This window comes from Phytohabitans kaempferiae (genome assembly GCF_042433955.1).
GTDB classification, from domain to species: Bacteria; Actinomycetota; Actinomycetes; order Mycobacteriales; family Micromonosporaceae; genus Phytohabitans; species Phytohabitans kaempferiae.
This window is the reverse complement of the sequence record NZ_JBHLUH010000012.1, coordinates 24,592-49,269: the sequence shown is the minus strand read 5'-3', so window position 1 is coordinate 49,269 and position 24,678 is coordinate 24,592. Positions and strand designations below refer to the sequence as shown.

Sequence of the window (24,678 nt, the reverse complement as noted above, 5' to 3'; positions counted from 1 at the left end):
ATTGGTTGATGCTCTTCGCCGTCATTCCGGCGGGCGGTAGCGGTACACGTCTGTGGCCGCTGTCCCGAGCCGGTCACCCTAAGTTTCTGCATCCGCTCACCGGCACCGCCGCCTCACTCTTGCAGGCGACGGTCCAGCGGTTGGCGCCGCTGACGACCCCGGAGCGGACCCTGGTGGTGACCGGCGTGTCCCACGCGACGGCCGTCGCCCGGCAGCTCACGGCCCTACCCGAGGAAAACATCCTGGTGGAGCCCTCGCCGCGCGACTCCTGCGCGGCGATCGCGCTGGCCGCAGCGGTGATCGCGCGGCGCGAGCCGCGGGCGGTGATGGGCTCGTTCGCGGCCGACCACCTGATCGCCGACCCGGACGGCTACGTCGACACCGTGCGCCGCGCGGTCGAGGGCGCCGAGCGGGGCCTGCTGATGACGGTCGGGATCAAGCCGACCCGCCCGGAGACCGGCTACGGCTATCTCCAGTGCGGCGAGGGCGTCGGCGACGGCCCGATCCGCACGGTGGAGGAGTTCAAGGAGAAGCCGGCGTACGACGTGGCGGTCTCCTACCTGGAGTCCGGCCGTTACCTCTGGAACGCCAGCATGTTCGTGTGGCGGGTCGACGTGTTCCTGGCCGAGCTCGCCCGCCAGCAGCCGGAGTTGCACGCCGGGCTCGACCGCATCGCCGAGGTGTGGCAGACGCCGGCCCGCGAGGAGGTGCTCGGCGAGGTCTGGCCGACGCTGCCGAAGATCTCCGTCGACTACGCGGTGATGGAGGGCGCGGCCGTCGCCGGGCTGGTCGGCACCGTACCGGGCGACTTCGGCTGGAACGACGTGGGCGACTTCCACACGCTCGGTGACGTGCTCCCCGCCGACCCGGACGGCAACGTGGTGGTGGGCGCCGAGGCGGCCGAGGAGAAGCCGGGCGTGCTGCTGCGCGACTCGGGCGGCCTGGTGGTCGTACCGCAGTCCGGGCGGCTGGTCGCCGCACTCGGCGTACGCGACCTGATCGTGGTCGACACGCCCGACGCGGTGCTCGTCTGCCCCCGCGACCGCGCCCAGGACGTCAAGAAGCTCGTCGACGACCTCAAGCGGCGTGGCGACGACGGATACGTTTAGTAAATGACCTTGACCTCGGTGGAGCTCGCCGTCGGATGCAACGAGGCCAGCGACCTGCTGCCCGTGCGTTCGCCGGAGGTGCTCGCGGCGCACGGCGCGCGGCGGGCGTACTGGACGGTGCTCGACGAGGGCACGGTCGAGCAGTGCCTGGCGCTGCTGCTGGAACGCCCCGACGGCACCTGGACCGCGCACCACGCCGCGTTCGACGCCGGACCGGAGACCGGGCGCACCGAAGACGGCGAGGCGCTCGCCCGCTTCGGTGACTGGGTCTACGTGCTCGGCTCGCACTTCGGCTCCAAGGGCGGCCCGCTCCGCCCCAAGCGCGCGTTCGTCGCCCGCTTCCGCGAGTCTGACGTGGGCCGCCCCGGCGCCGCGCCGCTGCACATCGTGCGCAACCAGTTCCGGCTGCACCGGCTGGTCAACGACGCGCTGGCGGCGGCGGACATCACGCCGCTGCCGCCGGGCAACCGCGTGCAGGCGCGCTTCATCGTGGAGACGATCAACCGGGGTACGGCTCGGGAGAAGAGCTGGGCTACCCGCCTCGCCCCGGGCGACCTGCCACTCAACGTCGAGGCGGCCGCCTTCACGCCGTCCGGCACGCTGCTGCTCGGGCTCCGCTTCCCGGTGACCGAGAAGGGCGAGCCGGTGCTGGTCGAGGTGGCCGGCGTCGAGGGCATGTTCGACAGCGCTTTCGGGCCCGGCTCCTCGCCTGGCGGGCCCGCCAGGCGAGGAGCCGGGCTGGGGGGAGTTGACGCGCGTACGTGGCCCGAGGTCGTCGGCGCGTACGTCCTGACCGGCGCCACCCCGCCCGGCGCGCTGGTCGGCTTCCGGGCGCTGACGGCGGTGGGCGACGGCACGTACGAGGCGGTGGTCGGCTCGATCGACGCGCTGGGCAAGGGCTCGGTGCTGCTCGACGACCATCCGGAGGGCGGCGACGTGACCAGCCGCCACGTCCGCTTCCGGCTCCCCGAGCCAGCCGGCGGCCGCCGGGTCACGGCCGAGCTGGTCGCCGACCTCGCCCCGTTTCACAACGTCGAGGGGCTCGCGGTCGACGGCGGCCAGCACGTCTACGTCACCGACGAGGACCACCGGGTCGCCGTCTGGCTCGGCTGACCGCCCCCACTTTCCTGCCGGGCGGAGGCCCGCCGAGCCCTGTGCCGGGCGGAGGCCCGCCGAGCGCCGTGCTGGCCGCAGGCCGCCGAGCCCGAGTGGCGTGCCTGGCTAGAGCACCGGCGTGACGGGGACGCTCGGGGCGCCCTCGGCGGCGAGTGCTGCCCGGAGGCGGTGCAGGTCGGTGCCGAAGCGGATGAGCGTCGCAGGGTCGGCGGCTGGGGGCGGGGTCGCTCGTACCCCTTTGTCTGGAATGTGGGTGAAGAGCGTGCCGGGCGCGACCACGCCGGCCACGGCGGCGATGGCCCGCTCCACGGCGGCGGGGTCGGCCGGCTCGCCGGCGGGCGGCGGCTCGGTCGGGAGCAGGGCAGCCTCCAGCAGGCCCGCGGCTCGCGCCTCGGCGGTGCCGAGCGAGAACATGTCGGACGCCCCGTCGCGGACCAGCACCACCGCGCCCGGGCCGTCGGCCAGGTAGGCGCTGGGCGCGGCCGGGCTGAGGTAGCCACGCACCACCGCGACCGGCACCTGGTCGGTCTTGCCCTTGACCAGCTCGCTCGCGGCGGCGAGCTCGTCGATGATCGCCATCTGGGTGATGTGCAACTCGTTGCCGTACGGGTCGGTCTCGCCCCGGTGGTCGCGGGTCGGTGGGATGCCGGCGGCGCCGAGGGCGACGTCGGTGAGGCCGTTGCGCCAGGGGCGGCCCATCGTGTCGGAGACGACCACGGCCACGTCGAGGCCGTGCCGCTCGCGCAGTGCCGCCCGGAGCGCGCGGGCGGAGGCGTCCGGGTCCTTGGGGAGGAGCACGAGCCGGTCGCGCTCCACATTGGAGGCGTCGATGCCGGCGGAGGCCATCACGAAGCCGTGGTGGGTCTGCACGATCCGAGTCTGCCCGCGCGTGGCGACCCGGCGCGCGGTCTCGGCGGCGAGCACCTCGTCGCGGGCGGCGGCCCGCTCGGGGCCGTCGGTCGGTACGTCGACCAGCCGACCCTCCGCTTTGGACACGATCTTGCTGGTGACCACGAGTACGTCGCCGTCGCGCAGCCAGGGAGCCGCGCCCGCGATCAGCGCGGCCAGGTCGTCGCCGGGCGCGACGTCGCCGATGCCGGTGACCGGCAGCACCTCCAGCTTCACGGCTGCCCTCGCTTCGGCGCGGGCGGGCGCGAGGCGGCGAGGTCGAGCTCCATCGCGGCGCCTACCATCGCGGCGGTCGCCCGCTCGTCGGTCATCCACAGTGGAATGGCGCGGACCTCCACGCCCGGCACGTCCGCGCCCTCGTCGGTCGTGTCCACCAACCAGCCGTCGAGCAGGTCGGGGCCGTACAGGCGACCGACTCCGGCGGCCGTGCACTCGGCGCCCACGATCGCGAGGCACTTGTCGGCCATGCCCCGCACCGGCGCGCCACCGATGATGGGCGAGAAGCCGATCACGGGCGCGGAAGCGGCGGCGACCGCCTCGCGCAGCCCCGGTACGGCGAGGATCGGCGCGATGCTCACCACCGGGTTGCTCGGCGCGACAAGTACGACGTCGGCGGCGGCGAGCGCGTCGAGCACGCCCGGAGCGGGCTTCGCCGACTCGGCGCCCACGAAGACGAAGCGCTCGGTCGGCAGCTCGCCCCGGTGGCGTACCCACCACTCCTGGAAGTGGATCGCCTTCTGCTCGCCGTCGAGCTGGACCACGGCGTGGGTCTCCAGCCGGTCGTCGCTCGCCGGCAGCAGCCGCACGCCGGGCTGCCAGCGGTCGCAGAGCGCCTCGGTGACCGCGGAGAGCGGGTAGCCGGCCGTCAGCATCGTGCTGCGTACGAGGTGCGTGGCGATGTCCTTGTCGCCGAGGCCGAACCAGGTGGGCTCGGCGCCGTACGCGGCCAGCTCTCCCTTCACCGTCCAGGTCTCGCCGACCCGCCCCCAGCCGCGCTCCGGATCGGCACCGTTACCGAGCGTATACATCACGCTGTCGAGATCGGGGCAAATCCGGAGACCGTGCATCGACGCGTCGTCACCGACGTTGACCACCGCGGTCACCTCGGCGCCCACCTCGCGGGCGTACGCGCGCACGCCGACCAGGAAGCGAGCCCCGCCGATGCCCCCGGCAAGTACCACGATCCGCATGCCACCATCCTCGCGCAGGCCATGGGAGCGCAGCGGGGCTACCCCCGGAGCGCTAGGCTCACGGGCGCAGACCGCTTTGTCCGCCACCCCAGGGGGAGCCTTGACTACCCAACCCGAGGCCACGCCGAGCGAAGGCACGTCGGCCAGCCAGTTCACCAAGCCGCTGCGCGAGCTCGCTGCCCTGGTGCTCCTCGGCGCCACGGCGGTGCTGCTCTTCGTAGCCATCGTCGACCTGATCCCGACCGGTGACTTCGAGACGTTCACCGGCAATGCCGCCAGCAGCTTCGGCGGCTTCGTCAGCCTCGTCACGATCGGCCTGCCGTTCCTCGCGGTGCTGCTGGCCAACCACGTCCAGCCGGCGCTCGGCCGGGCCAAGCTCATCACGCTTGTCGCACTGATCGAGTACGCGGTCGCCGCCTTCTTCGGCGTGATCTTCGGCCTCTTCATCGGCGTCGTGAAGATCGCCGACGACAGCGTCTTCAACGCGCTGAAGGCGTTCCTGAGCCGGATCGCGCTGCTGGCGGTGCTCGCCGTCGCGTTCTACGCGCTGGTCCGGGTCGCCCGCGGCCTCTACTGGGTGCCCAAGCCCAAGCCGCAGCCGGGCATGTACGGCCAGCCCGCCTACGGCCAGCAGCCCGGCTACCCGCAGCAGGGCTACGGGGCGCAGCAGCCTGGCTACCCGCAGCAGGGCTACCCCCAGGCGTACGGGCAGCCGACCGCGGCCTACCCCCAGGCGTACGGCCAGCCGGGCCAGCAGCCGTACGGTGCCGGCCCCCAGGGCGCGCCCACCGCGCCGGTGCCGCCGATGCAGTCGATGCCGCCGCACGCGCCGACCAGCACGCCGCCGAGCCACGACCAGCCGCCGGCCGAGCCGGGCCAGCAGACGCAGCTGATCAACCCGGCCAGCCAGCAGCCCTCGGCCGGCTTCCCGCCGCCTCCGCCGGGCGGGCTGGGCGACGACCCGACGCGCCCGGTCCAGCGGTAGCGACCGGCCGGAGCCGGCGCTACCCCGGGGGAGGTTCCGGATCGTCATGTGGGGAGGGCAACTGCCCTCCCCACGCCATATCGCCGTAGGCTTCGTCAGGTGGCTGATCACAACGAAGCTCGGCCCACCGAGGCGAGCCTGCGGCGCGCGTCGCACCGGGCCGCCGAGGGGCGCGCGCTCGACGTCGACGAGGCGGCCGCGTTGCTCACCGCCCGCGGCGAGTCCCTCGACGAGCTGCTGAGCATCGCCGGCGCCATCCGCGACGCGGGGTTGCGCGACGCCGGCCGGCCGGGCGTGGTCACGTACTCCAAGAACGTCTTCATCCCGCTCACCCGCCTCTGCCGGGACCGGTGCCACTACTGCACCTTCGCCACCGTGCCGCACCGGCTGCCCGCCGCCTTCCTGGAGCGCGACGAGGTGCTGCGGATCGCGCGGGACGGCGCCGCGCAGGGCTGCAAGGAGGCCCTCTTCACGCTCGGCGACCGGCCCGAGGAGCGGTGGCCGGCGGCCCGCGAGTGGCTGCACGAGCGGGGCTACGACTCCACACTGGACTACGTACGGGCCAGCGCCGTGGCGGTGCTGGAGGAGACCGGCCTGCTGCCGCACCTCAACCCCGGCGTGCTCTCCTGGGCCGAGCTCCAGCGCCTCAAGCCGGTCGCGGCGAGCATGGGCATGATGCTGGAGACCACCGCGACCCGGCTGTGGAGCGAGCCCGGCGGCCCGCACTTCGGCTCGCCGGACAAGGAGCCCGCCGTACGCCTGCGCGTGCTGGAGGACGCCGGCCGGGTCGGGGTCCCGTTCACCACCGGCATCCTCATCGGCATCGGCGAGACGCTGGCCGAGCGCGCCGACTCGCTCTTCGCGATCCGCCGGGCCGCCCGGCAGTACGGCCACATCCAGGAAGTCATCGTGCAAAACTTCCGCGCCAAGCCGGACACGGCGATGCGCGGGATGCCCGACGCCGAGCTGCACGACCTGGCCGCCACCGTCGCCGTCGCCCGGATCCTGCTCGGCCCCGGGACCCGCATCCAGGCGCCGCCCAACCTGATCGCCGGCGAGTACGATCTGCTGCTCCGCGCCGGCATCGACGACTGGGGCGGCGTCTCCCCGGTGACGCCCGACCACGTGAGCCCCGAGCGCCCCTGGCCGCAGATCGAGGAGCTGACGCGCCACACGGCCGCCGCCGGATTCACGATGCGCGAGCGCCTGGCCATCTATCCCGAGTACGTGGTACGCGGCGACCCGTGGCTCGACCCGCGCATCCTGCCGCACGTGAGCGCGGTGTCGCTGGAGAGCGGGCTCGCCGACCCGGAGGCGGAGCTGGTCGGCCGCCCGTGGCAGGAGCCGGACGACGCGTTCGTACCGGGCGGCCGGGTCAACCTGCACACCGAGATCGACAGCGAGGGGCGCACGGGCGACCGCCGTGGCGACTTCGACTCCGTGTACGGCGACTGGTCCGAGGTGGCCGCCTCGCTCTCCGGGCCCTCGGTCCTCGCCTCGACGCCCGTAGCGGCGGCGCTGCGGCTGGCCGCCACTGAGCCCGCGGCGCTCCTGGAGCCGCGCCACGAGGGGGCCGCCATGGCGCTCTTCGACGCGGACGGGCCGGCGCTCGACGAGCTCTGCCGCATCGCCGACGACCTGCGCCGGGAGGCGGTCGGCGACGACATCACGTACGTGGTCAACCGCAACATCAACTTCTCCAACGTCTGCTACGTGGGCTGCCGCTTCTGCGCGTTCGCCCAGCGCGAGCGGGACGCCGACGCCTTCCGCCTCTCCGTCGAGCAGGTCGCCGATCGGGCCGAGGAGGCGTGGCGGGCCGGCGCGACCGAGGTGTGCATGCAGGGGGGCATCGACCCCAAGCTGCCGGTCACCGCGTACGCCGACCTGGTGCGCGCGGTCAAGGAGCGCGTGCCACGGATGCATGTGCACGCCTTCTCGCCCATGGAGATCGTCACCGCCGCCAGCAAGGCGGGCCTCTCCATCCGCGACTGGCTGACAATGCTCCGCGAGGCGGGGCTGGACACGATCCCGGGCACCGCGGCGGAGATCCTCGACGACGAGGTGCGCTGGGTCCTCACCAAGGGTAAGCTCCCGGCCGCCACCTGGGTCGAGGTCGTCTCGACCGCGCACGAGCTGGGCATCCGGTCCAGCTCCACGATGATGTACGGCCACGTCGACCACCCCCGCCACTGGCTCGGCCACTTCCGCGTACTGGCCGGCGTGCAGGATCGGACGGGGGGCTTCACCGAGTTCGTGGCGCTGCCGTTCGTACACACCAACGCGCCGATCTACCTCGCCGGCATCGCCCGCCCCGGGCCCACCTGGCGGGAAAATCGCGTGGTGCACGCGATGGCCCGCATCCTGCTGCACGGGCGGATCGCCAATATCCAGTGCTCGTGGGTGAAGCTGGGCGACGAGGGCACTGTCGCGATGCTCCAGGGCGGCTGCAATGATCTCGGCGGCACGTTGATGGAGGAGACCATCTCGCGGATGGCGGGCTCGGCCAACGGCTCCGCGCGCACCGTCGAGCAGCTTCGCTCGATCGCGGCGGCGGCCGGCCGCCCGGCACGAGAGCGCACCACCGCCTACGCGCCACGATAGGGAGTCCGCGAGTCGGATGACTTCTTGCGCCAAGCGTTACCCCGGCGAGGGCTGAATCGATAGGGGCGGTGACGCCAGCACACGCTTACCCGCGAGTCGCGCGCGGCACGCCGATAAAGCAGGCCCTTTTATCAGGTTCGGCTTGACGACGCACGCATTACACGCGTGTAATTTCACTGGGGTTGTTCGAATAGGATCGTCAACTGTTCCCTAGGATCAGTTGAAACTAGACCGTTCGGACATTAAGACACGCCTTCCGCGTGGGGGGTTGCGCCGGCGACGCGGCCGGTGCGCAAGAAGGAGGCAGGCTGATGGACGGCCCACTGGAGGTGGCCGACCTGATCGGAGACGCGCCGGAGTGGCAGGAGCGGGCCCTGTGCTCGCAGACCGACCCGGAGGCGTTCTTTCCGGAGAAGGGCGGATCGACCCGCGAGGCGAAGCGCATCTGCTCGCGTTGTGAGGTCAAGGCCGAGTGCCTGGAGTACGCACTTGGGCACGACGAGCGGTTTGGCATCTGGGGCGGGCTCTCGGAGCGCGAGCGCCGCAAGCTCAAGCGCCGCGTCGCCTGATTTTCGCCCTGCCCGGCCGGGCCAGCGCACCAAGGGGGGAGTGCTGGCCCGACGGGCCGGGATCGGCACGGCTGATCATTGCCGGCCCGCGAGGGACCCGGCGACGACCGGCGGTCGCCGCCCGCCTTGGTCGAAGGCCGGTATCGAGTCCTCGCCGGGCTGCGCCGGGTCCAGGCGGGAGACTGGCGTAGTCGCGGGCCACACCGGTGTGCGACCTCGCGCCCGCCGCCGCCACCAGACACCGGCAAAACTCGTCGATACAGCAGCCCTACGCGAGCTCGTCCGGGTCGACGCCCAGCAGGTTGGCGACCTGCTCGATGATCACGTCGTGCACGAGGTCGGCCAGGTCTTCCCGATCCATGGCCCGAAACTCGAGTGGGCGGCGGTAGAGCACGATCCGGGGCGGCACCTCCTGCCGGCCGGGTCGCCCGGGCAGCAGACGGGCCAGGGGCACCTCGCCGTCTTCGAGCACGTCGGAGTCGTAGACGTTGAGGTCGGGCGGGACATCCTCGACGGCAAACTCGACACCGGCCAGCTCCTTGGCGAAGCGCCGCTCGAGCGCCTCCACCGTGTCGAGCACGAGGTCGTCGAAGATCTCCGCCTTGGTGCGGGCCAGGGGCACCGTGGCCGGCACCAGGCGCCCGCGCAGGCCGCGGCCGTGGCGGTCGCGGTGGGAGCGGCGGCCCGGGCCGGGGCGCCGTGGTTCAGGACTGCTCACGTCAAGAGCGTAGAGGCCCGGAGACGGCGCAACTCACCCCGTGTCCAACCTGCGTCTTCATATCGTGATCACCGGTGGTCGGCGTGTCGCGGTCGCATCCGGACCGGTTAAGCGGGTAGGGGAGATAACGTGCCGCCGTGAGGTCACCACGGCGTTGCTCCCGAAACGGCTGCCCGCGTCAGGCCGTCGCCACGTTGACCTATGTCTACAACGACTCCACCGCGGTCGTCGGGCCCCTCGCGGCCTTCGCCGAGCCGCACACGTACGACCTCTGTGAGCCGCACGCCCGCAGCCTGACCGCCCCCCGTGGCTGGGAGCTCGTGCGGCACGACGGCGAGTTCGCGCCTCCGCCCCCCACGACGGACGACCTCGTCGCGCTCGCCGAGGCCGTCCGCGAGGCCGCCCGGCCCACCCCCCGGCTGGACGACTTCCCGGAGCAGCCGTCGGGACACCAGACCGGCCGCCGCGGCCACCTGCGAGTGATCCCGCCCAGCCACTGACCGTCCCAGAGCCGCCGGGGCGGCTGCCAAGATCTCGACAATTTCCCTGACTTTGCTGCCTCCCGCTGCGGACGAGGCAGCAAAGTCCCTGATTTTGCTGTTACGCGCCGCCGGTCATGCCCTCCCCTCGACTGCGAAAAGACGATCAGGGCTACCGCGACGTCCGTCGCGCTCCAGACCGCCGCTCCCGCAGCCTCACCCTCCGCGGCTTCACGGTCTCTGCCTTCGGCAGAGGCACTCGGGCTCCGTGACGGGGCAGCGGGCGGGGCGCGGCCGGGTCTCGGTGATCGGCGTGTATCCGCGCGATTGCACCGACGCACCATGGCCGTGAGCCTCGCCGCGCCCGTCGGCCATAAGGGGTCAAGAAATCGCCACGGACGCGTGTCGTCCGTCCGTTTCTCGGTGCGGCGGGCGAGGGGTGGGGTGGTTGTGTACCGCGGCGGGTGCGGCTGCGGGAGCAGCGGGCTTGGCGCGCGGCGGACATCGCGGTAGCCCAGGTCTGTCCCTCGAAATGATCGTCTCGATCAACGAGCAAGAAGGCGCGGGCGGGGCGGGCTATGCGGCGGAGCGGCGCCAGCCGAGCAGCCAGATCAGGTACACACCGCCCAGTGCGGCCGTCACCACGCCGACCGGGAGCTGGATCCCCGCGAGCGCCCGCTGCGCCAGCAGGTCGCTGGTGATCAGCAGCGCGGCGCCCATCGCGGCCGACGGCAGTGCGTTGGGCCCGGTGGCCCGGGTCAGCCGCCGGGCGAGCTGCGGCGCGGCGAGCGCGACGAAGGCGATCGGTCCGGCGCAGGCGGTGCCGACCGCGGCCAGCCCCACCGCCGTGGCGATCAGCGCGAGGCGTACCCGCTCGACCGAGACGCCCAGCGAGCGGGCGGTCTCGTCGCCCATCTCGAGTACGAGCGTGCGCCGGTGCAGCACGAGCACGATCGGCAGCAGCACCACCAGCGCGACCCCGGCCACGGCGGCGTGCGCCCAGCTCCGGGCGTTGAGGCTGCCCATGATCCAGAGTGTGGCGCGCTGGGCGTCGAAGAGGTTCGCCTGCACGAGCAGGTACGTGGTGACCGCGGTGAGCATCGCCTGCACGGCCACGCCGATGATCACCAGCCGGTACCCCTGCGAGCCGCGCTTGTACGCCAGCAGGTACACCGCCGCCGCCGCGGCCGCGCCGCCGAGCACCGCGCCGGAGGCGATCGAGGCCAGCCCGCCGCCGATCACGATGATCATGATGAGTGCGCCCACGCTCGCCCCGGCGGTGAAGCCGATGACGTCCGGGCTGCCCAGCGGGTTGCGCGTAAGGCTCTGGAAGATCGCCCCGCTCGCACCGAACGCCGCACCCACCGCCAGCGCGGTCAGGACCCGGGGCAGCCGCAGGTCGATCACGATGTACTCGGTCGCGGGGTTGCCCTGCCCCACCAGCGTGCGCAACACATTGGCGGGGGAGATGGGGTAGTCGCCGGTGCCCAACGCGAAGACGCCAACCGCGGCGCAGACGCCGAGCAGCGCGAGCCCGATCCAGATCGGCCGCTTCACAGCCGAGGCAGCTTTCCGCGGCGGCGGACCAGCGCGATCAGCAGGGGCGCCCCGACCACGGCGGTGACCACGCCGACGCCGACCTCGCTGGGGCGGGCCAGCACGCGACCCACCACGTCCGCGCCGAGCAGCAGGATCGGTGCGAGCACCAGGGAGTACGGCACGAGCCACCGGTAGTCGGGTCCGGTGATCATGCGGGCGGCGTACGGCACCATCAGCCCGACGAACGCGATCGGCCCGGCCGCCGCCGTCGCCGCGCCGCAGAGCAGCGTGACCGCGACCGCGCCGAGCGCCCGCGTGCGTCCACGGTGGACGCCCAGCGCCTGCCCCGCCTCCTCGCCGAGCGCGAGCGCGTTGAGCGAGGGGGTCAGCGCCAGCCCGATCAGGACGCCGGCCGCCACGAACGGGAGCACGCCCACGATCACGCCCGGGTCGGCACTGGCCAGCGAGCCGACCATCCAGTTGCGCCAGCGGTCGAAGGTGCCCGTGTCGGTGAGCATGATGGCCCGCCCGATCGCGTGCAGCACGTACGTGAACGCGATCCCGGTGAGCACCAGCCGCACCGGGCTGGCTCCCTCGCGCCCGCGCGCACCGACCGCGTAGACCAGCGTCGCGCTGACCGCCGCGCCGGCGAAGGCGAACCAGACGTATGCCCACGGGCTGGTCAGCCCCAGGATGCCGATCGCCACCAGCACGCCGACTCCGGCGCCCTCGTTGATGCCGAGGATGCCCGGGTCGGCGAGCGGGTTGCGGGTGAGTGCCTGGATCAGCGCGCCGGCCAGCCCCAGCGAGGCGCCGACGACGAGCCCGAGCAGCGTGCGCGGGACTCGCAGGTCGCGGATGACCACGTGGTCGTCGACGGTCGGGTCGTAGTGCCGCAACGCGTCGAAGACCGTGCCGATCGGGATCGACTTCGAACCGACCGCGACCGAGAGCAGCGCGACCGCCACCAGGACGGCGCCAGCGGCGAGCAGTCCCCAGGCGAGCGTGGGTCGCGACCGTACGCTAGCCGCCGGCGCACCGGTCGCGGGCGGCGCTGCGGTCGCCGTCACAGGATCCCTCCTCGACATCCGAGTGGGAGTTAGCTTAGCCTCCCCTTAGCCAATTGGAAGAGGTGGCGGCAGGTGAGTGGACTCAGTCGGCGGCGGTTGCTGATCGGCGGTGGTGCGGCGCTGTTCGTGCTGGCCGGTTGTGGTGGCGAAGACGGCGGTGACACGCCTGCGGGCGGCAGCGGCGGCCCCTGGGAGTTCACCGACGACCGTGGGCAGAAGGTGACCCGTGACAGCCGCCCCACCAAGGTCGTGGCGCAGCTCTCCGCCGCCGCGACGCTCTGGGACTTCGGCATCCGGCCGGTCGGTGTCTGGGGCGAGGCGAAGGGCAACGACGTGCTCAAGGGCAACGTCGACGCCAACGCGGTGACCTGGATCGGCCAGACCTGGGGCGAGTTCAACATCGAGAAGCTCGCGTCGCTCACGCCCGACCTGCTGGTCGCGCCCATGCAATCCAAGGGCCAGTTGTGGTACGTGCCGGACGAGGCGGTCAGCAAGATCGAGCCGCTCTGCCCCAGCGTCGGCATCAACCAGTTCGAGGTGCCGGTCGACAAGGTGATCGACCGCTTCGCCGAGCTGGCCGCCGCGCTCGGCGCGGATCTCCAGGCGCCCGACATCACCGCCGCGAAGAGCGAGTTCGAGGCGGCCGGTGTGGCGCTCGACGAGACGGTGAAGGCCAAGCCCGGCCTGCGGGTCGCCTTCGTCAGCGGCACCAAGGAAAACCTCTACATCGGCAACGCGAGGATCTTCTCCGACCTGGCCTACCTGCAAAACCTCGGCGTCACCTTCGTCGAGCCCAAGGTGCCGGAAAACGAGCCGCACTGGGAGGTGCTCTCCTGGGAGCAGGCCGGCAAGTACCCGGTGGACGTGCTGCTCTTCGACTCGCGCAACGCGTCGTTCTTCACCACCGACCTGGCGCGCTATCCCACGGTGGCCAACCTGCCCGTCGTCAAGGCCGGCCAGGCGGTCGCGTGGAACCCCGAGACGCCCTCCACCTGGGGCGCGTTCGGGGCCGCGATCCGTGACCTCACCGCCAAGCTGAACGCCGCCAAGACCCTCTCCTGAGCCAGTCATGCCGCCGGTCGACGCACTCCTTCAGCGCTACAACGCCGCGGGCAGCTACCCGGAGGCCAGCGCCGACCGCTCCGGCGCGGGCTGGTACACGCTGCGGGAGCTGGAGGCGGACGGCGCGGTACTGACCCGGCAGATGCGGGCGTTCGCGGCGTCGTCGGGCTGCCCGCCGGAGACCGCGGCCGCGCACATGGCGGGATGGGTGACCGGCTCGTTCATCCGGCTGCTGGTGTACGCCTACCGCGAGGAGCGGCGGCTGCCTCGGCTCACGGTCGACGGCACCGCGCTCCGCGCGGACGAGGGCGGCTGGTTCAACGCCGTGGCGGTGGGGCCGTCGGCGCTCACCGTGTTGCCCGACGATCCGTTGGCCGGTGCGCCCGGCACCGCAATCGCGTCCACATTGGAAGGTGAGCTGGCGGCCAGCATCCTGGCACTCTCCACACCGGTCATCGAGGCGCTGCGGGGCGTCTCCCGGCTCGGCCGCCGTACGGCGTGGGCGCTGGTCGCCGACACCGTGATGAGCGCGTTCGCCGGTGAGCTGCCGCCCGGCCCGGCGCACACCGCCTCGGTCGAGGCGGACCGCGTGCTCGCCTGCGCCGGCCCGCTGGCGGTGCGGCGGCGCTGGATCGGCTCGGTGCCGCTCGCCGCCGCGTGCTGCCTGGCCTACAAGCGGCCCGGTCTGGAGCGCTGCGAGCGGGTCTGCCCGAAGCTCGACGACGAGACCCGGCAGGGCCAGATCACCACCTGGCTGCGTCAGCCCACGTGACGAGCTTGCGCACGGTGTTGATGCCCATCCAGCGCAGCGGCTCCGGTGGCCACTGTGGAGACTCGTGGCCGACCCAGGGGAGCTCGGTCAGCTCGCTCTCCACGCCGAGGACCAGGTCGGCCAGCGTGCGCCCGGCGAGGTTGGTCGTGCCCACGCCGTCGCCGACGTAGCCACCGGCCCAGGCCAGCCCGGTCTCCCGGTCGAGCCCCACCGAGGCGGACCAGTCGCTGGCGATCCCGACCGCACCGCCCCAGTTGTGCGTGATCGGTACGCCGGCGAGTGCGGGAAAGAGGTCCACAAGCGCCCGGCGCAGCGCGGCGAAGACGCGTGGCTCACGGTCGTACTCGGGGCTGGTGCGGGAGCCGAAGTGGTACGGCGCGCCCCGCCCGCCGAACGCCAGCCGCCCGTCCGCCGTCCGCTGGCCGTAGATGATGAGCCGGCGGAAGTCGGCGAACGTCTCCCGCTCGGCCAGCCCCGCGCTCGCCCAGAAGTCGTCCGGCAGTGGCGGGGTCGAGATCATCAGTGAGTACACCGGTGCGATCGCCCGGCGGACACCGGGCAGCGCGGGCGTGTACGCCTCGGTGGCGCGTACGACGACCGGGGCGCGCACCGTGCCCACGGTCGTGTCCGCCGCGCCCCTGCGCAGGCCGGTGACCCGTGTGCGCTCGTAGATGGTGACGCCCCGCCGCTCCACCGCCCGGGCCAGCCCGCGCACCAGGCGGGCCGGATGGATCGCCGCGCAGTGCGGCGTGTATGTGCCGCCGAGCACCTTCGTGGCGCCGCAGCGCTTCGTCGCCTCGTCGGCGTCGAGCAGCCGCATGTCCTCCTCGCCGAAGCCGTACTCCCGGGCCTCCTCGACAGCCGCCTGTGCCCGGCGCAGCTGTGCCGGCGTACGCGCCACGACGACCGTGCCGCCCTTGCGCCAGTGGCAGTCGATCTCCTCGGCAGCGGCGACCCGACCCACCTCGTCCACTGTGGAGTTCATGGCGCGCTGCATCGCGACCACGCCCTCCCGGCCGTGGCGGTGGGCGAGCAGCCGTACGGGCGTGGGGAAGAGCGCCGAGCACCAGCCGCCGTTGCGTCCCGACGCGCCGTAGCCGGCGAACTCCTTCTCCAGCACCACGATCCGCAGCGAGGGCGCGGCGACGGCGAGGTAGTACGCCGTCCACATCCCGGTGTAGCCGGCGCCGACGATCGCGACGTCGGCGACGAGCGAGCCGCCCAGCGCCGGGCGCGGCGCCAGGTCGTCGTCCACAGTGGACATCCAGAGGCTGTCCGCCTTCAGAGACGTTGCCATGCCTCGACCAGGACGGCGCGGAGGATCTGCTCCATCTCGTCGAACTGCTCCTGCCCGGCGATCAGCGGCGGCGCGAGCTGCACCACCGGGTCGCCGCGGTCGTCCGCCCGGCAGTAGAGCCCGGCCTGGAAGAGCGCGGTGGAGAGGAAGCCGCGCAGCAGCCGCTCGGACTCGTCGTCGTCGAACGTGGCCTTGGTCGCCTTGTCCTTGACCAGCTCGATGCCGTAGAAGTAACCGTCGCCGCGCACCTCGCCGACGATCGGCAGGTCGTTGAGCTTCTCCAGCGTGGCGCGGAAGGCGGCCTCGTTGGCGCGCACGTGCCCGGTGAGATCCTCGCGGGCGAAGATGTCGAGGTTGGCCAGGGCGACCGCGCAGGAGACCGGATGCCCGCCGAAGGTCACGCCGTGGGCGAACATGCCGGTCTCGCCGAGGAAGGGCGCCATCAGGCGGTCGGAGGCGATCATCGCGCCGAGCGGCGAGTAGCCGGAGGTGAGGCCCTTGGCGGTGGTGATGATGTCGGGCTGGTAGCCGTACCGCACCGCGCCGAAGTACTCGCCGAGCCGGCCCCAGGCGCAGATCACCTCGTCCGACACGAGCAGTACGTCGTACTCGTCGCAGATCTCCCGCACGCGCTCGAAGTAGCCGGGCGGCGGCGGGAAGCAGCCGCCGGAGTTCTGCACCGGCTCCAGGAAGACCGCGGCGACCGTGTCCGGCCCCTCCCGCTCGATGGCGCGGGCGATCTCGTCGGCCGCCCACCGGCCGAACGCCTCGATGTCGTCGCCGTGCTCCGGGGCGCGGTAGAAGTTGGTGTTGGGCACCTTGATGCCGCCGGGCACCAGCGGCTCGAAGTCGCTCTTGATGCCGGGCAGTCCCGTGATCGACAAGGCTCCCATCGACGTGCCGTGGTACGCGATGAAGCGGCTGACCACCTTGTGCTTCGTGGGCTTGCCGATCCGCTTGTAGTACGCGCGGGCCAGCTTCCACGCGGCCTCGACCGCCTCGGCGCCACCGGTCGTGAAGAAGACCCGGTTGAGGTCGCCCGGCGTGAGCGCGGCGATCCGCTCGGCCAGCTCGACGGCGGTCGGATGGGCGTACGACCACAGCGGGAAGAACGCCAGCTCGGCCGCCTGCTTGGCGGAGGCCTCGGCCAGCTCGGTGCGCCCGTGACCGGCGTTCACGACGAAGAGGCCGGCGAGCCCGTCGAGGTAGCGGCGCCCCTGCGCGTCCCACACGTAGGCGCCCTCGCCGCGCACGATCGTGGGCACCTCCCCCTCCCGATAGCTCGCCATGCGGGTGAAGTGCATCCAGAGGTGATCGGTCGCGTTGCCCATGCCACGATTACCGCATAGCTCAGCCGTGCCATGCAAGCGAATCCGTCACGCGATAAACCAGACGCAACGGATTTCGTAGGTCCTCCTCCAAGTGGCCGATGCCCCGACCGTACGGAGGAGGGACCTCTGCCACCGTGGTCACGAGGATTCAAGGCGTGACCGACGACGCGATGCGTTTCATCCGCGAGTTCGCCCGCGCTCCCCTCTCCGTAGGTGCGATCGCCCCGAGCTCAGCCGTCCTGGCCCGGCAGATCTGCGCGACCGTCCCGGAGAGCGGCGACCCGGTGGTGGTCGAGCTCGGACCCGGCACCGGGGCGTTCACCGACGTCATCCAGCGCCGGCTGAGCGGGCGGGGACACCACCTCGCGATCGAGCTCAACGCGACCTTCGCCGGCCGGCTCGCGGACCGGTACCCCGGTCTCGACGTCGCGGTCACCGACGCCGCGCACCTGGGCGACCTGCTCGGCGAGCGCGGCCTCGGCCACGCGGACGTGATCGTGAGTGGGCTGCCGTGGGCGGCCTTCTCGGCCGGCCGGCAGGGGAGCGTGCTGGACGCGGTGCGGCGCGCGCTCGCGCCGGGCGGGGCGTTCACCACCTTCGCGTACATCCACGCCATCTGGGCGCCCCCGGCCCGGCGGCTCCGGTCGGCGCTGCACACCACCTTCGAGGAGGTGGTCGTCGGTCGTACGGTGTGGCGCAATCTGCCGCCCGCGCTGGTCTACCACGCCCGCCGGCCACGCGCGATCAACGCCGGCTAGCCGGCCGAGCCGCACCGCCGCGTGCGACGAGACCCACCTGGGGTGCGTGCTTTACGCCGTACCCCAGGTGTATGTCTGTTTCCGGAGCTTGAGATAGACGAAGGCTTCGGTGGCGATGACGCCCTCCACCTGGCGCAGCCGGCTGATGATCTCCAGTAGGTGGTCGTCGTTGCGGCAGACCACCTCGGTGATCAGGTCGAACGACCCGGCAGTGATCACCACGTAGTCGAGTTCGTCGAGCTCGGCCAGGCGGTCGGCGATCGCCTCCAGGTCGCCGGTGGTGCGCAGGCCGATCATGGCTTGCCTCGGGAAGCCAAGCTGGAGCGGGTCGGTGACCGCGACGATCTGCATCACGCCCGCGTCGAGGAGGCGCTGCACGCGCTGCCGCACCGCTGCCTCGGAGAGCCCGACCGCCTTGCCGATGGTGGCGTACGGACGCCGTCCGTCTTCCTGCAATTGCTCGATGATCTGCTTGCCGACGTCATCGAGCAGAGCATGGGCCGCGCCGTCGCCGACCCCCTGCCGCGGCGGCTTCGCCATCCATCGCCTCCTGTCAGAGCACTGTTACGTTCGCATTTCGTTGCGAATTGGCACTTCTACAACGGAATCCCTTGTGACCTGGCATTACATCATGCCAGGATCAGGCGTCGGATCGTACGAACCATTCTCACGAACCACTCTGGAGCCGTACATGCGCCCCTATAGCTCCCTTTCAGCCGAGGCCAGGGCCGTGTTGTCGGCCACGAGCTTGTCCCGCCGCCGCCTCGTGCGCGGCGCCCTGGCCTCCGGCGCGCTGGTGACCACCGGTGGTCTGCTCTCCGCCTGTGGCACCGAGGGCACCGCGCAGTCCGAAGACAGCTGCGTCAGCGAGGACGCTTCGAGCACCGACAAGAAGGTGGCCTTCTCCAACTGGCCACAATATATGGACGTCGATGAAAACGACGAGTCCAAGCGCCCCACGCTCCTGGCCTTCCAGGAGGGCAGCGGCATCCAGGTCACCTACACCGAAGACGTCAACGACAACGACGAGTTCTTCGGCAAGGTGCAAAACCAGCTCGCCGACTGCCAGCCCACCGACCGCGATCTCTTCGTGCTCACCGACTGGATGGCGGCCCGCATGATCCGCCTCGGTTGGCTCCAGAAGCTCAACAAGTCCAACCTCCCCAACGTCCAGACCAACCTGCTCCGCTCGCTGCGAGCCCGCCCGTTCGACAAGAACGACGAGTACGCGGTGCCGTGGCAGTCGGGCCTGACCGGCATCGCCTACAACGGCGACGTGACCGGCGAGGTGCGCACCATCGACGAGCTGCTGACCCGCCCCGACCTCAAGGGCAAGGTCACCTGCCTCACCGAGATGCGCGACACGATGGGGCTGATGCTGCTCGCCAATGGGCACGACCCGAGCAACTTCACCGAGGCGCAGTTTGACGACGCGCTGGAGAAGCTCAAGCGGGCGCGCTCGTCCGGGCAGATCCGCCGGTTTACCGGTAACGACTACTCGACCGAGCTGGCCAGCGGCGGCATCGCCGCCTGCATCGCGTGGTCCGGCGACGTGATCCAGTTGACCGGCGAAAATGACAAGATCAAATTTGTGGTGCCGGACTCGGGCATCATGCTCTGGTCCGACAACATGCTGGTGCCCAACAAATCGGCGCACAAGGCCAACGCCGAAAAGCTCATCGACTACTACTACGACCCGGCGGTGGCCGCCGAGCTCGCGGCGTATGTCAACTACATCTGCCCCGTGCAGGGCGCCCAGGAGAAAATCACCGAGATCGACCCGGATCTGGCGACAAACCCGCTGATCTTCCCGGACGACGCCACGCTCGGCAAGGCGAAGGTGTTCATGGCGCTCGACGAGGCGCAGGAGCGGTCGTACTCGACAAAGTTCCAGCAGGCAATCGGAGCGTGACGGTGGCCGGAAACGCGAGCCGACAGCGAGTGAGCATCGCAGGGAGCGCTAGCGACCAAGCCGGGGTCCCCGCGTAAATGTGGAGCGAAGCGGAGCGTTTTCGTGGGGTGGCAGCAGCGGAGCGAGTGCGGAGGCGAGCCAGGTGAGCACAGCGAGCCGACAGCGAGTGAGCATCGCAGGGAGCGCTAGCGACCGAGGAGCGGAGCGAGTGCGGTGAGCACGGGCGATCTGGAGCTGGTCAACCTGGTCAAGCGGTTCGGGATCTTCACCGCCGTCGACGACCTGACACTGACCATCCCGCAGGGCGGCTTCTTCGCGCTGCTCGGCGCCTCTGGCTGCGGCAAGACCACCACGCTGCGGATGGTGGCCGGGCTGGAGGAGCCGACCAGCGGCAAGGTGCTGCTCGGCGGGCGAGACATCAGCCGCCTGCGGCCGTACAAGCGCCCGGTCAACACCGTGTTCCAGAGCTACGCGCTCTTCCCGCACCTCGACGTCTTCGAAAACGTCGCGTTCGGGCTGCGCCGCCGGGGCGTGCGCGACATCAAGGCACAGGTGGAGCAGATGCTCGCGCTGGTGCAGTTGGAGGGATACGGCCGGCGCCGCCCGGCCCAGCTCTCCGGCGGCCAGCAGCAGCGGGTCGCGCTCGCCCGGGCGCTCATCAACCACCCCCAGGTGCTGCTGCTCGACGAGCCGCTCGGCGCGCTCGACCTCAAGCTGCGGCGGCAGATGCAGATCGAGCTCAAGCGCATCCAGACCGAGGTGGGGCTCACCTTCGTGCACGTCACGCACGACCAGGAGGAGGCCATGACCATGGCCGACACGGTCGCGGTGATGAACGCGGGGCGGATCGAGCAGCTCGGTGCGCCGGTGGAGATCTACGAGTTCCCGTCCACGCCGTTCGTCGCCAACTTCCTCGGGCAGTCCAACCTGCTCGCCGGGGAGGTCGCCGGTCGCTCCGGCGACGAGGTGCTGGTCTCGGCATACGGTTCGCGCTTCTCACTGCCCGCGGATCGCTGCCGGACCGTCGCGGGCGAGGTCTATCTGGGGGTACGACCCGAGAAGCTCCACCTCGCGCCCGACGCCGACTCGGTGCCGGCGGGCCACCAGTGGCTGACCGGTGTCGTCTCGGATTCCTCCTATGTCGGCGTCAGCACGCAGTACCTCGTGCGCACCCCGTGGGGCACCGAGGTCTCCGCGTTCGCCTCCAACACGGGCGTGCTCGCGCAGGTGCCGGTCGGCTCGGAGGTGGTGGCGCACTGGCGGCCGGAGCACGCGTTCCTGCTCGGTCGCGAGGCAGGTGCCGGCGACGCGACCCAGCCGCTGCTGGAGCCGGTCTCGTGAGCGTTGTCGGGCACCTCGGCTCGGCCGTAGGTCCACATGAGACTCCGCCGCCGCCCCCGCGCAAGGGGCGGCGGCTCCTGCCGTACCTGCTGCTGCTCCCCGGCGGGCTGTGGCTGACCATCTTCTTCGCGGTGCCGGCGGTGCAGCTCGCCGCCACCAGCCTGTACGACCCCAACGGGTCGCTTCAGGAGGGCTACGCGATGACGTGGGCCTTCGGCAACTACGCCGACGCGCTCTCCGCGTACTGGCCGCACTTCGTGCGCTCGCTCGTCTACGCGGGCATCGCCACGCTGCTCTGCCTGCTGCTCGGCTACCCCCTGGCGTACGCGATCGCGCAGAAGGCGACCCGCTTCAAGAACCTCATGCTGGTCTGCGTCATCGCCCCGTTCTTCACCAGCTTCCTGGTGCGCACGCTGGCCTGGAAGGCGATCCTCGCGGACAACGGCTGGGTCGTCGGCGTGCTGCGCGACATCGGCCTGCTCGGCCCCGACGGGCGGCTGCTGGCCACCTCGACGGCGGTGGTGCTCGGGCTCACCTACAACTTCCTGCCGTTCATGGTGCTGCCGCTCTACGCGAGCCTCGACCGCCTCGACGGCCGGATGCTGGAGGCGGCCAGCGACCTGTACGCCAGCCCGATCCGCGCGTTCGCCAAGGTGACGCTGCCGCTGTCGATGCCCGGCGTGGTGGCCGGCACGCTGCTCACGTTCATCCCCGCGACCGGCGACTACATCAACGCCGAGCTGCTCGGCACGCCCAACGAGTACATGATCGGCAATGTCATCGACTCCGCCTTCCTGGTGCGGCTCGACTACCCGCAAGCGGCGTCGCTGTCGTTCATCCTGATGGCCGCGATCCTCGCGATCGTCTTCGTGTACGTGAAGCGGGCCGGAACGGACGAGGTGCTCTGATGAAGCTGGGGCGCTGGATCGCCGACCACTGGGTGATGGCCGCCGGGCTGCTCGTGCTGGGCTACCTCTTCCTGCCCATCGCGGTGGTGATCGGCCTCTCGTTCAACCGGCCGTCGAGCCGCCTGTCGTACGACTTCAACGAGTTCACATTGGACAACTGGACCAGCCCTTGCGGTCCGGGCGACATGTGTGACGCGGTCGTACGCAGTGTGCAGATCGGCTTCGTCGCCACCGTCGCGGCCACGCTGCTCGGCACGCTGATGGCGTTCGCCCTCGTGCGGCACCGCTTCCGCGGCCGGAGCGCGACCAACCTGCTCATCTTCCTGCCGATGGCGACGCCCGAGGTGGTGATGGGCTCTTCGCTGCTCGCGCTCTTCGTCGCCGGCGGCGTGCAGCTCGGCTTCTGGACGGTGGTCATCGCGCACGTGATGTTCTGCGTCTCGTTCGTCGTCGTCACGGTGAAGGCGCGGCTGTCCGGATTGGACAACCGGCTGGAGGAGGCGGCGATGGACCTGTACGCCAGCGAGTTTCAGACCTTCCGCAAGGTGACGCTCCCGCTCGTCTTCCCGGGCATCGTGGCGGCGGCGCTGCTCGCGTTCTCGCTGTCGTTCGACGACTTCATCATCACCAACTTCAACTCCGGCACGACGGTGACGTTCCCCATGTACGTCTGGGGCTCGGCCCAGCGCGGCATCCCACCGCAGGTCAACGTCATCGGCACGGCCATGTTCGTCATCGCGCTGCTGCTGGTGCTCAGCACCTCGCTGCGGCGCAGGAGGGTGCGCTGATGCGGGTCCTGCTCGTCGGCGCCGGCGGGGTGGGCTCCGCGGCCGTGCCGATCGCCGCGCGCCGCTCGTTCTTCGAGGCGATGGTGGTGGCCGACTACGACCCGGCGCGCGCCGCCCGCGCGGTGTCCACCATGGATGGTCGCTTCACCGCGGCCCGGGTCGACGCCTCCTCGGCCGAGGAGGTGGCCGCGCTCTGCCGCGAGCACCGGATCACACACGTGCTCAACGCGGTCGACCCGCGGTTCGTCATGCCCATCTTCGAGGGGGCGTACGCCGCCGGCGCCGACTACCTGGACATGGCGATGTCGCTCTCCAAGCCGCATCCCGAGCGTCCGCACGAGGAGCCCGGCGTCAAGCTCGGCGACGACCAGTTCGCCCAGGCCGGGCGGTGGGCGGAGGCGGGGCGGTTGGCACTGGTCGGCATGGGGGTCGAGCCGGGCCTCTCCGACGTCTTCGCCCGGTACGCCGCCGACGAGCTCTTCGGCGACATCGACGAGATCGGGGTGCGCGACGGCGCCAACCTGGTCGTCGACGGATACGACTTCGCCCCCTCGTTCTCCATCTGGACCACCATCGAGGAGTGCCTCAACCCGCCGGTGATCTGGGAGCGGGGGCGCGGCTGGCGCACCACCGAGCCGTTCTCCGAGCCGGAGGTCTTCGACTTCCCCGAGGGCATCGGCCCGGTCGAGTGCGTCAACGTGGAGCACGAGGAGGTGCTGCTGATCCCGCGCTGGGTCGACGCCGAGCGGGTCACCTTCAAGTACGGGCTGGGCAGCGAGTTCATCGAGGTGCTCCGTACCCTCCACAAGCTCGGCCTGGACCGCACCGAGCCGGTGCGCGTGGGCGGCGTGTCGGTGGCACCGCGAGACGTGGTCGCCGCCTGCCTGCCCGACCCGGCGACGCTCGGCGACCGGATGCGCGGCAAGACCTGCGCCGGCACGTGGGTGCGCGGCACCGGCAAGTCGGGCGGGCCACGCGAGGTGTACCTCTACCACGTGGTCGACAACGAGTGGTCGATGCGCGAGTACGGGCACCAGGCGGTCGTGTGGCAGACCGCGGTCAACCCCGTGGTCGCGCTCGAACTGCTCGCCACCGGCACCTGGTCCGGCACCGGCGTGCTGGGTCCGGAGGCGTTCCCGGCGCGGCCGTTCCTCGATCTGCTGAACGACTACGGCTCGCCATGGGGGATGGAGGAGCGATGACCCGGTACGGCCCGATGTTCGGTCCGGACGTGACGTTTCTCGGCGTCGAGCGGTGCGATCTCGGCGAGCCGGCCACGTTCGCGGACGCTGACGTGGTGATTCTCGGCGCGCCCTTCGACGGCGGCACCACCAACCGTCCGGGTACCCGTTTCGGACCGTCCGCCATGCGCCAGGCGTGCTATCTCGAACACGACGGCAGCCGCCCCTCGCTCGCCCTGCGCGTCGACGGGCTGCGCGACCTGAAGGTGTACGACGCCGGCGACGTCGAGATGTTCAGCGGCGACATCGAGCGTGCGCTCGGCGCGCTGGAGGAGGCGGTCGCCACGGTCGCCACCGCCGGCGCGATCCCGCTGGTCCTCGGTGGCGACCACTCCATCACGCTGCCCGACGCGAAGGGCGTGGCGCGGCACCTCGGCCAGGGGCGCGTGTCGCTGGTGCACTTCGACGCGCACGCCGACACGGGCGAGATCGAGTTCGGCTCGCTGTACGGCCACGGCCTCCCGATGCGCCGCCTCATCGAGTCCGGCGCCGTACGCGGCGACCGGTTCCTCCAAATCGGACTGCGAGGCTACTGGCCCGGCCCGGCGGTGCTGGACTGGATGGCCGAGCGGCGCATGCGCTCGTACGAGATGAGCGAGATCGTGGCCCGCGGCCTCGACGAGTGCCTGTCCGAGGCGTTTGTGACCGCGGTCGACGAGTGCGAGGGCGTCTTCCTGTCGGTGGACATCGACGTGGTCGACCCCGGGATGGCGCCCGGCACCGGCACTCCCGAGCCGGGCGGGCTGACCGCGCGCCAGCTGCTCGACGCGGTGCGCCGCTGCTGCCTGGAGCTGCCCATCGCGGGCATCGACGTGGTCGAGGTCTCCCCGCCGTACGACCACGCCGACGTGACGGCGTATCTGGGCAACCGGGTCGTGCTGGAGGCCCTGTCGGCGATCGCCCGCCGGCGCCAGGGACCGCCGTGGGACCCCCGCCAGCCCTTGCTCGACGGCCGCGGCGCCTGACGCCGGACCTTGCCCGGG

General features: G+C 71.5%; 23 protein-coding genes. 15 read left to right on the top strand and 8 right to left on the bottom strand.

Translation table 11 applies throughout. The features are described 5' to 3' along the window. Nucleotides 1–8 precede the first annotated feature (8 nt). A complete protein-coding gene (locus ACFFIA_RS09870) occupies nt 9–1,109 on the top strand; it encodes a mannose-1-phosphate guanylyltransferase (RefSeq protein WP_377248900.1) in 1,101 nt (366 codons plus the stop codon). A 3-nt stretch (nt 1,110–1,112) separates the two neighbouring features. Then, nucleotides 1,113–2,222, top strand: a complete 1,110-nt coding sequence (locus tag ACFFIA_RS09865) for a hypothetical protein (protein WP_377248897.1) — start codon at nt 1,113–1,115, stop codon at nt 2,220–2,222. Nucleotides 2,223–2,330: 108 nt separating this feature from the next. Here the strand turns inward: ACFFIA_RS09865 and ACFFIA_RS09860 are convergent, their stop codons facing one another. Beyond that, entirely contained in the window at nt 2,331–3,350 is a 1,020-nt protein-coding gene (locus tag ACFFIA_RS09860) for a coenzyme F420-0:L-glutamate ligase (RefSeq protein ID WP_377248894.1), read from the bottom strand. Then, nucleotides 3,347–4,324 (bottom strand): 2-phospho-L-lactate transferase, encoded by a 978-nt coding sequence (gene cofD / locus ACFFIA_RS09855; RefSeq protein ID WP_377248891.1) that lies wholly within the window; start codon nt 4,322–4,324, stop codon nt 3,347–3,349. Before cofD ends, ACFFIA_RS09860 begins: the two co-directional genes overlap by 4 nt. A gap of 100 nt (nt 4,325–4,424) precedes the next feature. On the opposite strand from cofD, the gene ACFFIA_RS09850 reads away from it, so the two are divergent. From ACFFIA_RS09850 to ACFFIA_RS09840, 3 genes are all read left to right on the top strand, one after another. Further along, the gene (locus ACFFIA_RS09850) at nt 4,425–5,309 is read left to right on the top strand and encodes a hypothetical protein (RefSeq protein WP_377248888.1); all 885 of its coding nucleotides are present in this window, start codon (nt 4,425–4,427) and stop codon (nt 5,307–5,309) included. A 99-nt stretch (nt 5,310–5,408) separates the two neighbouring features. Continuing rightward, nucleotides 5,409–7,910: a bifunctional FO biosynthesis protein CofGH gene (locus ACFFIA_RS09845; protein WP_377248885.1), complete on the top strand. Its 2,502-nt coding sequence runs from the start codon at nt 5,409–5,411 to the stop codon at nt 7,908–7,910. Between the two features lie 311 nt (nt 7,911–8,221). Further along, the gene (locus ACFFIA_RS09840) at nt 8,222–8,479 is read left to right on the top strand and encodes a WhiB family transcriptional regulator (protein WP_173039867.1); all 258 of its coding nucleotides are present in this window, start codon (nt 8,222–8,224) and stop codon (nt 8,477–8,479) included. A gap of 268 nt (nt 8,480–8,747) precedes the next feature. Here ACFFIA_RS09840 and ACFFIA_RS09835 read toward each other — a convergent pair whose 3' ends face one another. Further along, nucleotides 8,748–9,197: a metallopeptidase family protein gene (locus ACFFIA_RS09835; protein ID WP_173156568.1), complete on the bottom strand. Its 450-nt coding sequence runs from the start codon at nt 9,195–9,197 to the stop codon at nt 8,748–8,750. A 137-nt stretch (nt 9,198–9,334) separates the two neighbouring features. On the opposite strand from ACFFIA_RS09835, the gene ACFFIA_RS09830 reads away from it, so the two are divergent. Continuing rightward, nucleotides 9,335–9,697 carry a DUF3499 domain-containing protein gene (locus ACFFIA_RS09830; RefSeq protein WP_377248882.1) on the top strand — a complete coding sequence of 121 codons (363 nt, stop codon included), beginning with the start codon at nt 9,335–9,337 and terminating at the stop codon, nt 9,695–9,697. A 555-nt stretch (nt 9,698–10,252) separates the two neighbouring features. Here ACFFIA_RS09830 and ACFFIA_RS09825 read toward each other — a convergent pair. Both ACFFIA_RS09825 and ACFFIA_RS09820 read right to left on the bottom strand, forming a co-directional pair. Beyond that, the gene (locus tag ACFFIA_RS09825) at nt 10,253–11,233 is read right to left on the bottom strand and encodes a FecCD family ABC transporter permease (RefSeq protein ID WP_377248879.1); all 981 of its coding nucleotides are present in this window, start codon (nt 11,231–11,233) and stop codon (nt 10,253–10,255) included. Next, complete coding sequence (locus tag ACFFIA_RS09820) at nt 11,230–12,303, bottom strand: FecCD family ABC transporter permease (protein ID WP_377248876.1); 1,074 nt, start codon at nt 12,301–12,303, stop codon at nt 11,230–11,232. Before ACFFIA_RS09820 ends, ACFFIA_RS09825 begins: the two co-directional genes overlap by 4 nt. 54 nt (nt 12,304–12,357) lie before the next feature. On the opposite strand from ACFFIA_RS09820, the gene ACFFIA_RS09815 reads away from it, so the two are divergent. Next, complete coding sequence (locus tag ACFFIA_RS09815; protein WP_377248873.1) at nt 12,358–13,347, top strand: ABC transporter substrate-binding protein; 990 nt, start codon at nt 12,358–12,360, stop codon at nt 13,345–13,347. Between the two features lie 7 nt (nt 13,348–13,354). Beyond that, complete coding sequence (locus tag ACFFIA_RS09810; protein ID WP_377248870.1) at nt 13,355–14,119, top strand: hypothetical protein; 765 nt, start codon at nt 13,355–13,357, stop codon at nt 14,117–14,119. On the opposite strand, the gene ACFFIA_RS09805 is transcribed toward ACFFIA_RS09810, so the two are convergent. Both ACFFIA_RS09805 and ACFFIA_RS09800 read right to left on the bottom strand, forming a co-directional pair. Continuing rightward, entirely contained in the window at nt 14,091–15,416 is a 1,326-nt protein-coding gene (locus ACFFIA_RS09805; RefSeq protein WP_377248867.1) for an NAD(P)/FAD-dependent oxidoreductase, read from the bottom strand. The genes ACFFIA_RS09810 and ACFFIA_RS09805 overlap by 29 nt on opposite strands. Beyond that, nucleotides 15,401–16,747: an aspartate aminotransferase family protein gene (locus tag ACFFIA_RS09800; protein ID WP_377248864.1), complete on the bottom strand. Its 1,347-nt coding sequence runs from the start codon at nt 16,745–16,747 to the stop codon at nt 15,401–15,403. The genes ACFFIA_RS09805 and ACFFIA_RS09800 overlap by 16 nt, the downstream gene beginning before the upstream one ends. Nucleotides 16,748–16,902: 155 nt before the next feature. Here ACFFIA_RS09800 and ACFFIA_RS09795 point away from each other — a divergent pair, with 155 nt between their 5' ends. Then, nucleotides 16,903–17,505 carry a class I SAM-dependent methyltransferase gene (locus ACFFIA_RS09795; RefSeq protein WP_377248861.1) on the top strand — a complete coding sequence of 201 codons (603 nt, stop codon included), beginning with the start codon at nt 16,903–16,905 and terminating at the stop codon, nt 17,503–17,505. 51 nt (nt 17,506–17,556) lie between these two features. Here ACFFIA_RS09795 and ACFFIA_RS09790 read toward each other — a convergent pair whose 3' ends face one another. Continuing rightward, nucleotides 17,557–18,045: an Lrp/AsnC family transcriptional regulator gene (locus tag ACFFIA_RS09790; protein WP_377248858.1), complete on the bottom strand. Its 489-nt coding sequence runs from the start codon at nt 18,043–18,045 to the stop codon at nt 17,557–17,559. Nucleotides 18,046–18,235: 190 nt separating this feature from the next. Here ACFFIA_RS09790 and ACFFIA_RS09785 point away from each other — a divergent pair, with 190 nt between their 5' ends. The 6 genes from ACFFIA_RS09785 to speB all read left to right on the top strand — a co-directional run bounded on the left by ACFFIA_RS09785 (nt 18,236) and on the right by speB (nt 24,660). Next, a complete protein-coding gene (locus ACFFIA_RS09785; protein WP_377248855.1) occupies nt 18,236–19,417 on the top strand; it encodes a polyamine ABC transporter substrate-binding protein in 1,182 nt (393 codons plus the stop codon). Nucleotides 19,418–19,630: 213 nt separating this feature from the next. Further along, complete coding sequence (locus ACFFIA_RS09780; RefSeq protein ID WP_377248852.1) at nt 19,631–20,758, top strand: ABC transporter ATP-binding protein; 1,128 nt, start codon at nt 19,631–19,633, stop codon at nt 20,756–20,758. Further along, a complete protein-coding gene (locus ACFFIA_RS09775; protein ID WP_377248849.1) occupies nt 20,755–21,666 on the top strand; it encodes an ABC transporter permease in 912 nt (303 codons plus the stop codon). Before ACFFIA_RS09780 ends, ACFFIA_RS09775 begins: the two co-directional genes overlap by 4 nt. Next, nucleotides 21,666–22,454 (top strand): ABC transporter permease, encoded by a 789-nt coding sequence (locus tag ACFFIA_RS09770; RefSeq protein WP_377248846.1) that lies wholly within the window; start codon nt 21,666–21,668, stop codon nt 22,452–22,454. The genes ACFFIA_RS09775 and ACFFIA_RS09770 overlap by 1 nt, the downstream gene beginning before the upstream one ends. Further along, entirely contained in the window at nt 22,454–23,656 is a 1,203-nt protein-coding gene (locus ACFFIA_RS09765) for a saccharopine dehydrogenase family protein (protein ID WP_377248843.1), read from the top strand. Before ACFFIA_RS09770 ends, ACFFIA_RS09765 begins: the two co-directional genes overlap by 1 nt. Further along, nucleotides 23,653–24,660, top strand: a complete 1,008-nt coding sequence (speB, locus tag ACFFIA_RS09760) for an agmatinase (protein ID WP_377248840.1) — start codon at nt 23,653–23,655, stop codon at nt 24,658–24,660. The genes ACFFIA_RS09765 and speB overlap by 4 nt, the downstream gene beginning before the upstream one ends. Nucleotides 24,661–24,678 lie beyond the last annotated feature (18 nt).

Bases quoted from the DNA above. Each gene is read 5' to 3' on its own strand.
- ACFFIA_RS09870 (WP_377248900.1), top strand. From the start codon at position 9: ATGCTCTTCGCCGTCATTCCGGCGGGCGGTAGCGGTACACGTCTGTGG.
- ACFFIA_RS09865 (WP_377248897.1), top strand. From the start codon at position 1,113: ATGACCTTGACCTCGGTGGAGCTCGCCGTCGGATGCAACGAGGCCAGC.
- cofD (WP_377248891.1), bottom strand. From the start codon at position 4,324: ATGCGGATCGTGGTACTTGCCGGGGGCATCGGCGGGGCTCGCTTCCTG.
- ACFFIA_RS09840 (WP_173039867.1), top strand. From the start codon at position 8,222: ATGGACGGCCCACTGGAGGTGGCCGACCTGATCGGAGACGCGCCGGAG.
- ACFFIA_RS09820 (WP_377248876.1), bottom strand. From the start codon at position 12,303: ATGTCGAGGAGGGATCCTGTGACGGCGACCGCAGCGCCGCCCGCGACC.
- ACFFIA_RS09810 (WP_377248870.1), top strand. From the start codon at position 13,355: ATGCCGCCGGTCGACGCACTCCTTCAGCGCTACAACGCCGCGGGCAGC.
- ACFFIA_RS09805 (WP_377248867.1), bottom strand. From the start codon at position 15,416: ATGGCAACGTCTCTGAAGGCGGACAGCCTCTGGATGTCCACTGTGGAC.
- ACFFIA_RS09800 (WP_377248864.1), bottom strand. From the start codon at position 16,747: ATGGGCAACGCGACCGATCACCTCTGGATGCACTTCACCCGCATGGCG.
- ACFFIA_RS09790 (WP_377248858.1), bottom strand. From the start codon at position 18,045: ATGGCGAAGCCGCCGCGGCAGGGGGTCGGCGACGGCGCGGCCCATGCT.
- ACFFIA_RS09770 (WP_377248846.1), top strand. From the start codon at position 21,666: ATGAAGCTGGGGCGCTGGATCGCCGACCACTGGGTGATGGCCGCCGGG.
- ACFFIA_RS09765 (WP_377248843.1), top strand. From the start codon at position 22,454: ATGCGGGTCCTGCTCGTCGGCGCCGGCGGGGTGGGCTCCGCGGCCGTG.
- speB (WP_377248840.1), top strand. From the start codon at position 23,653: ATGACCCGGTACGGCCCGATGTTCGGTCCGGACGTGACGTTTCTCGGC.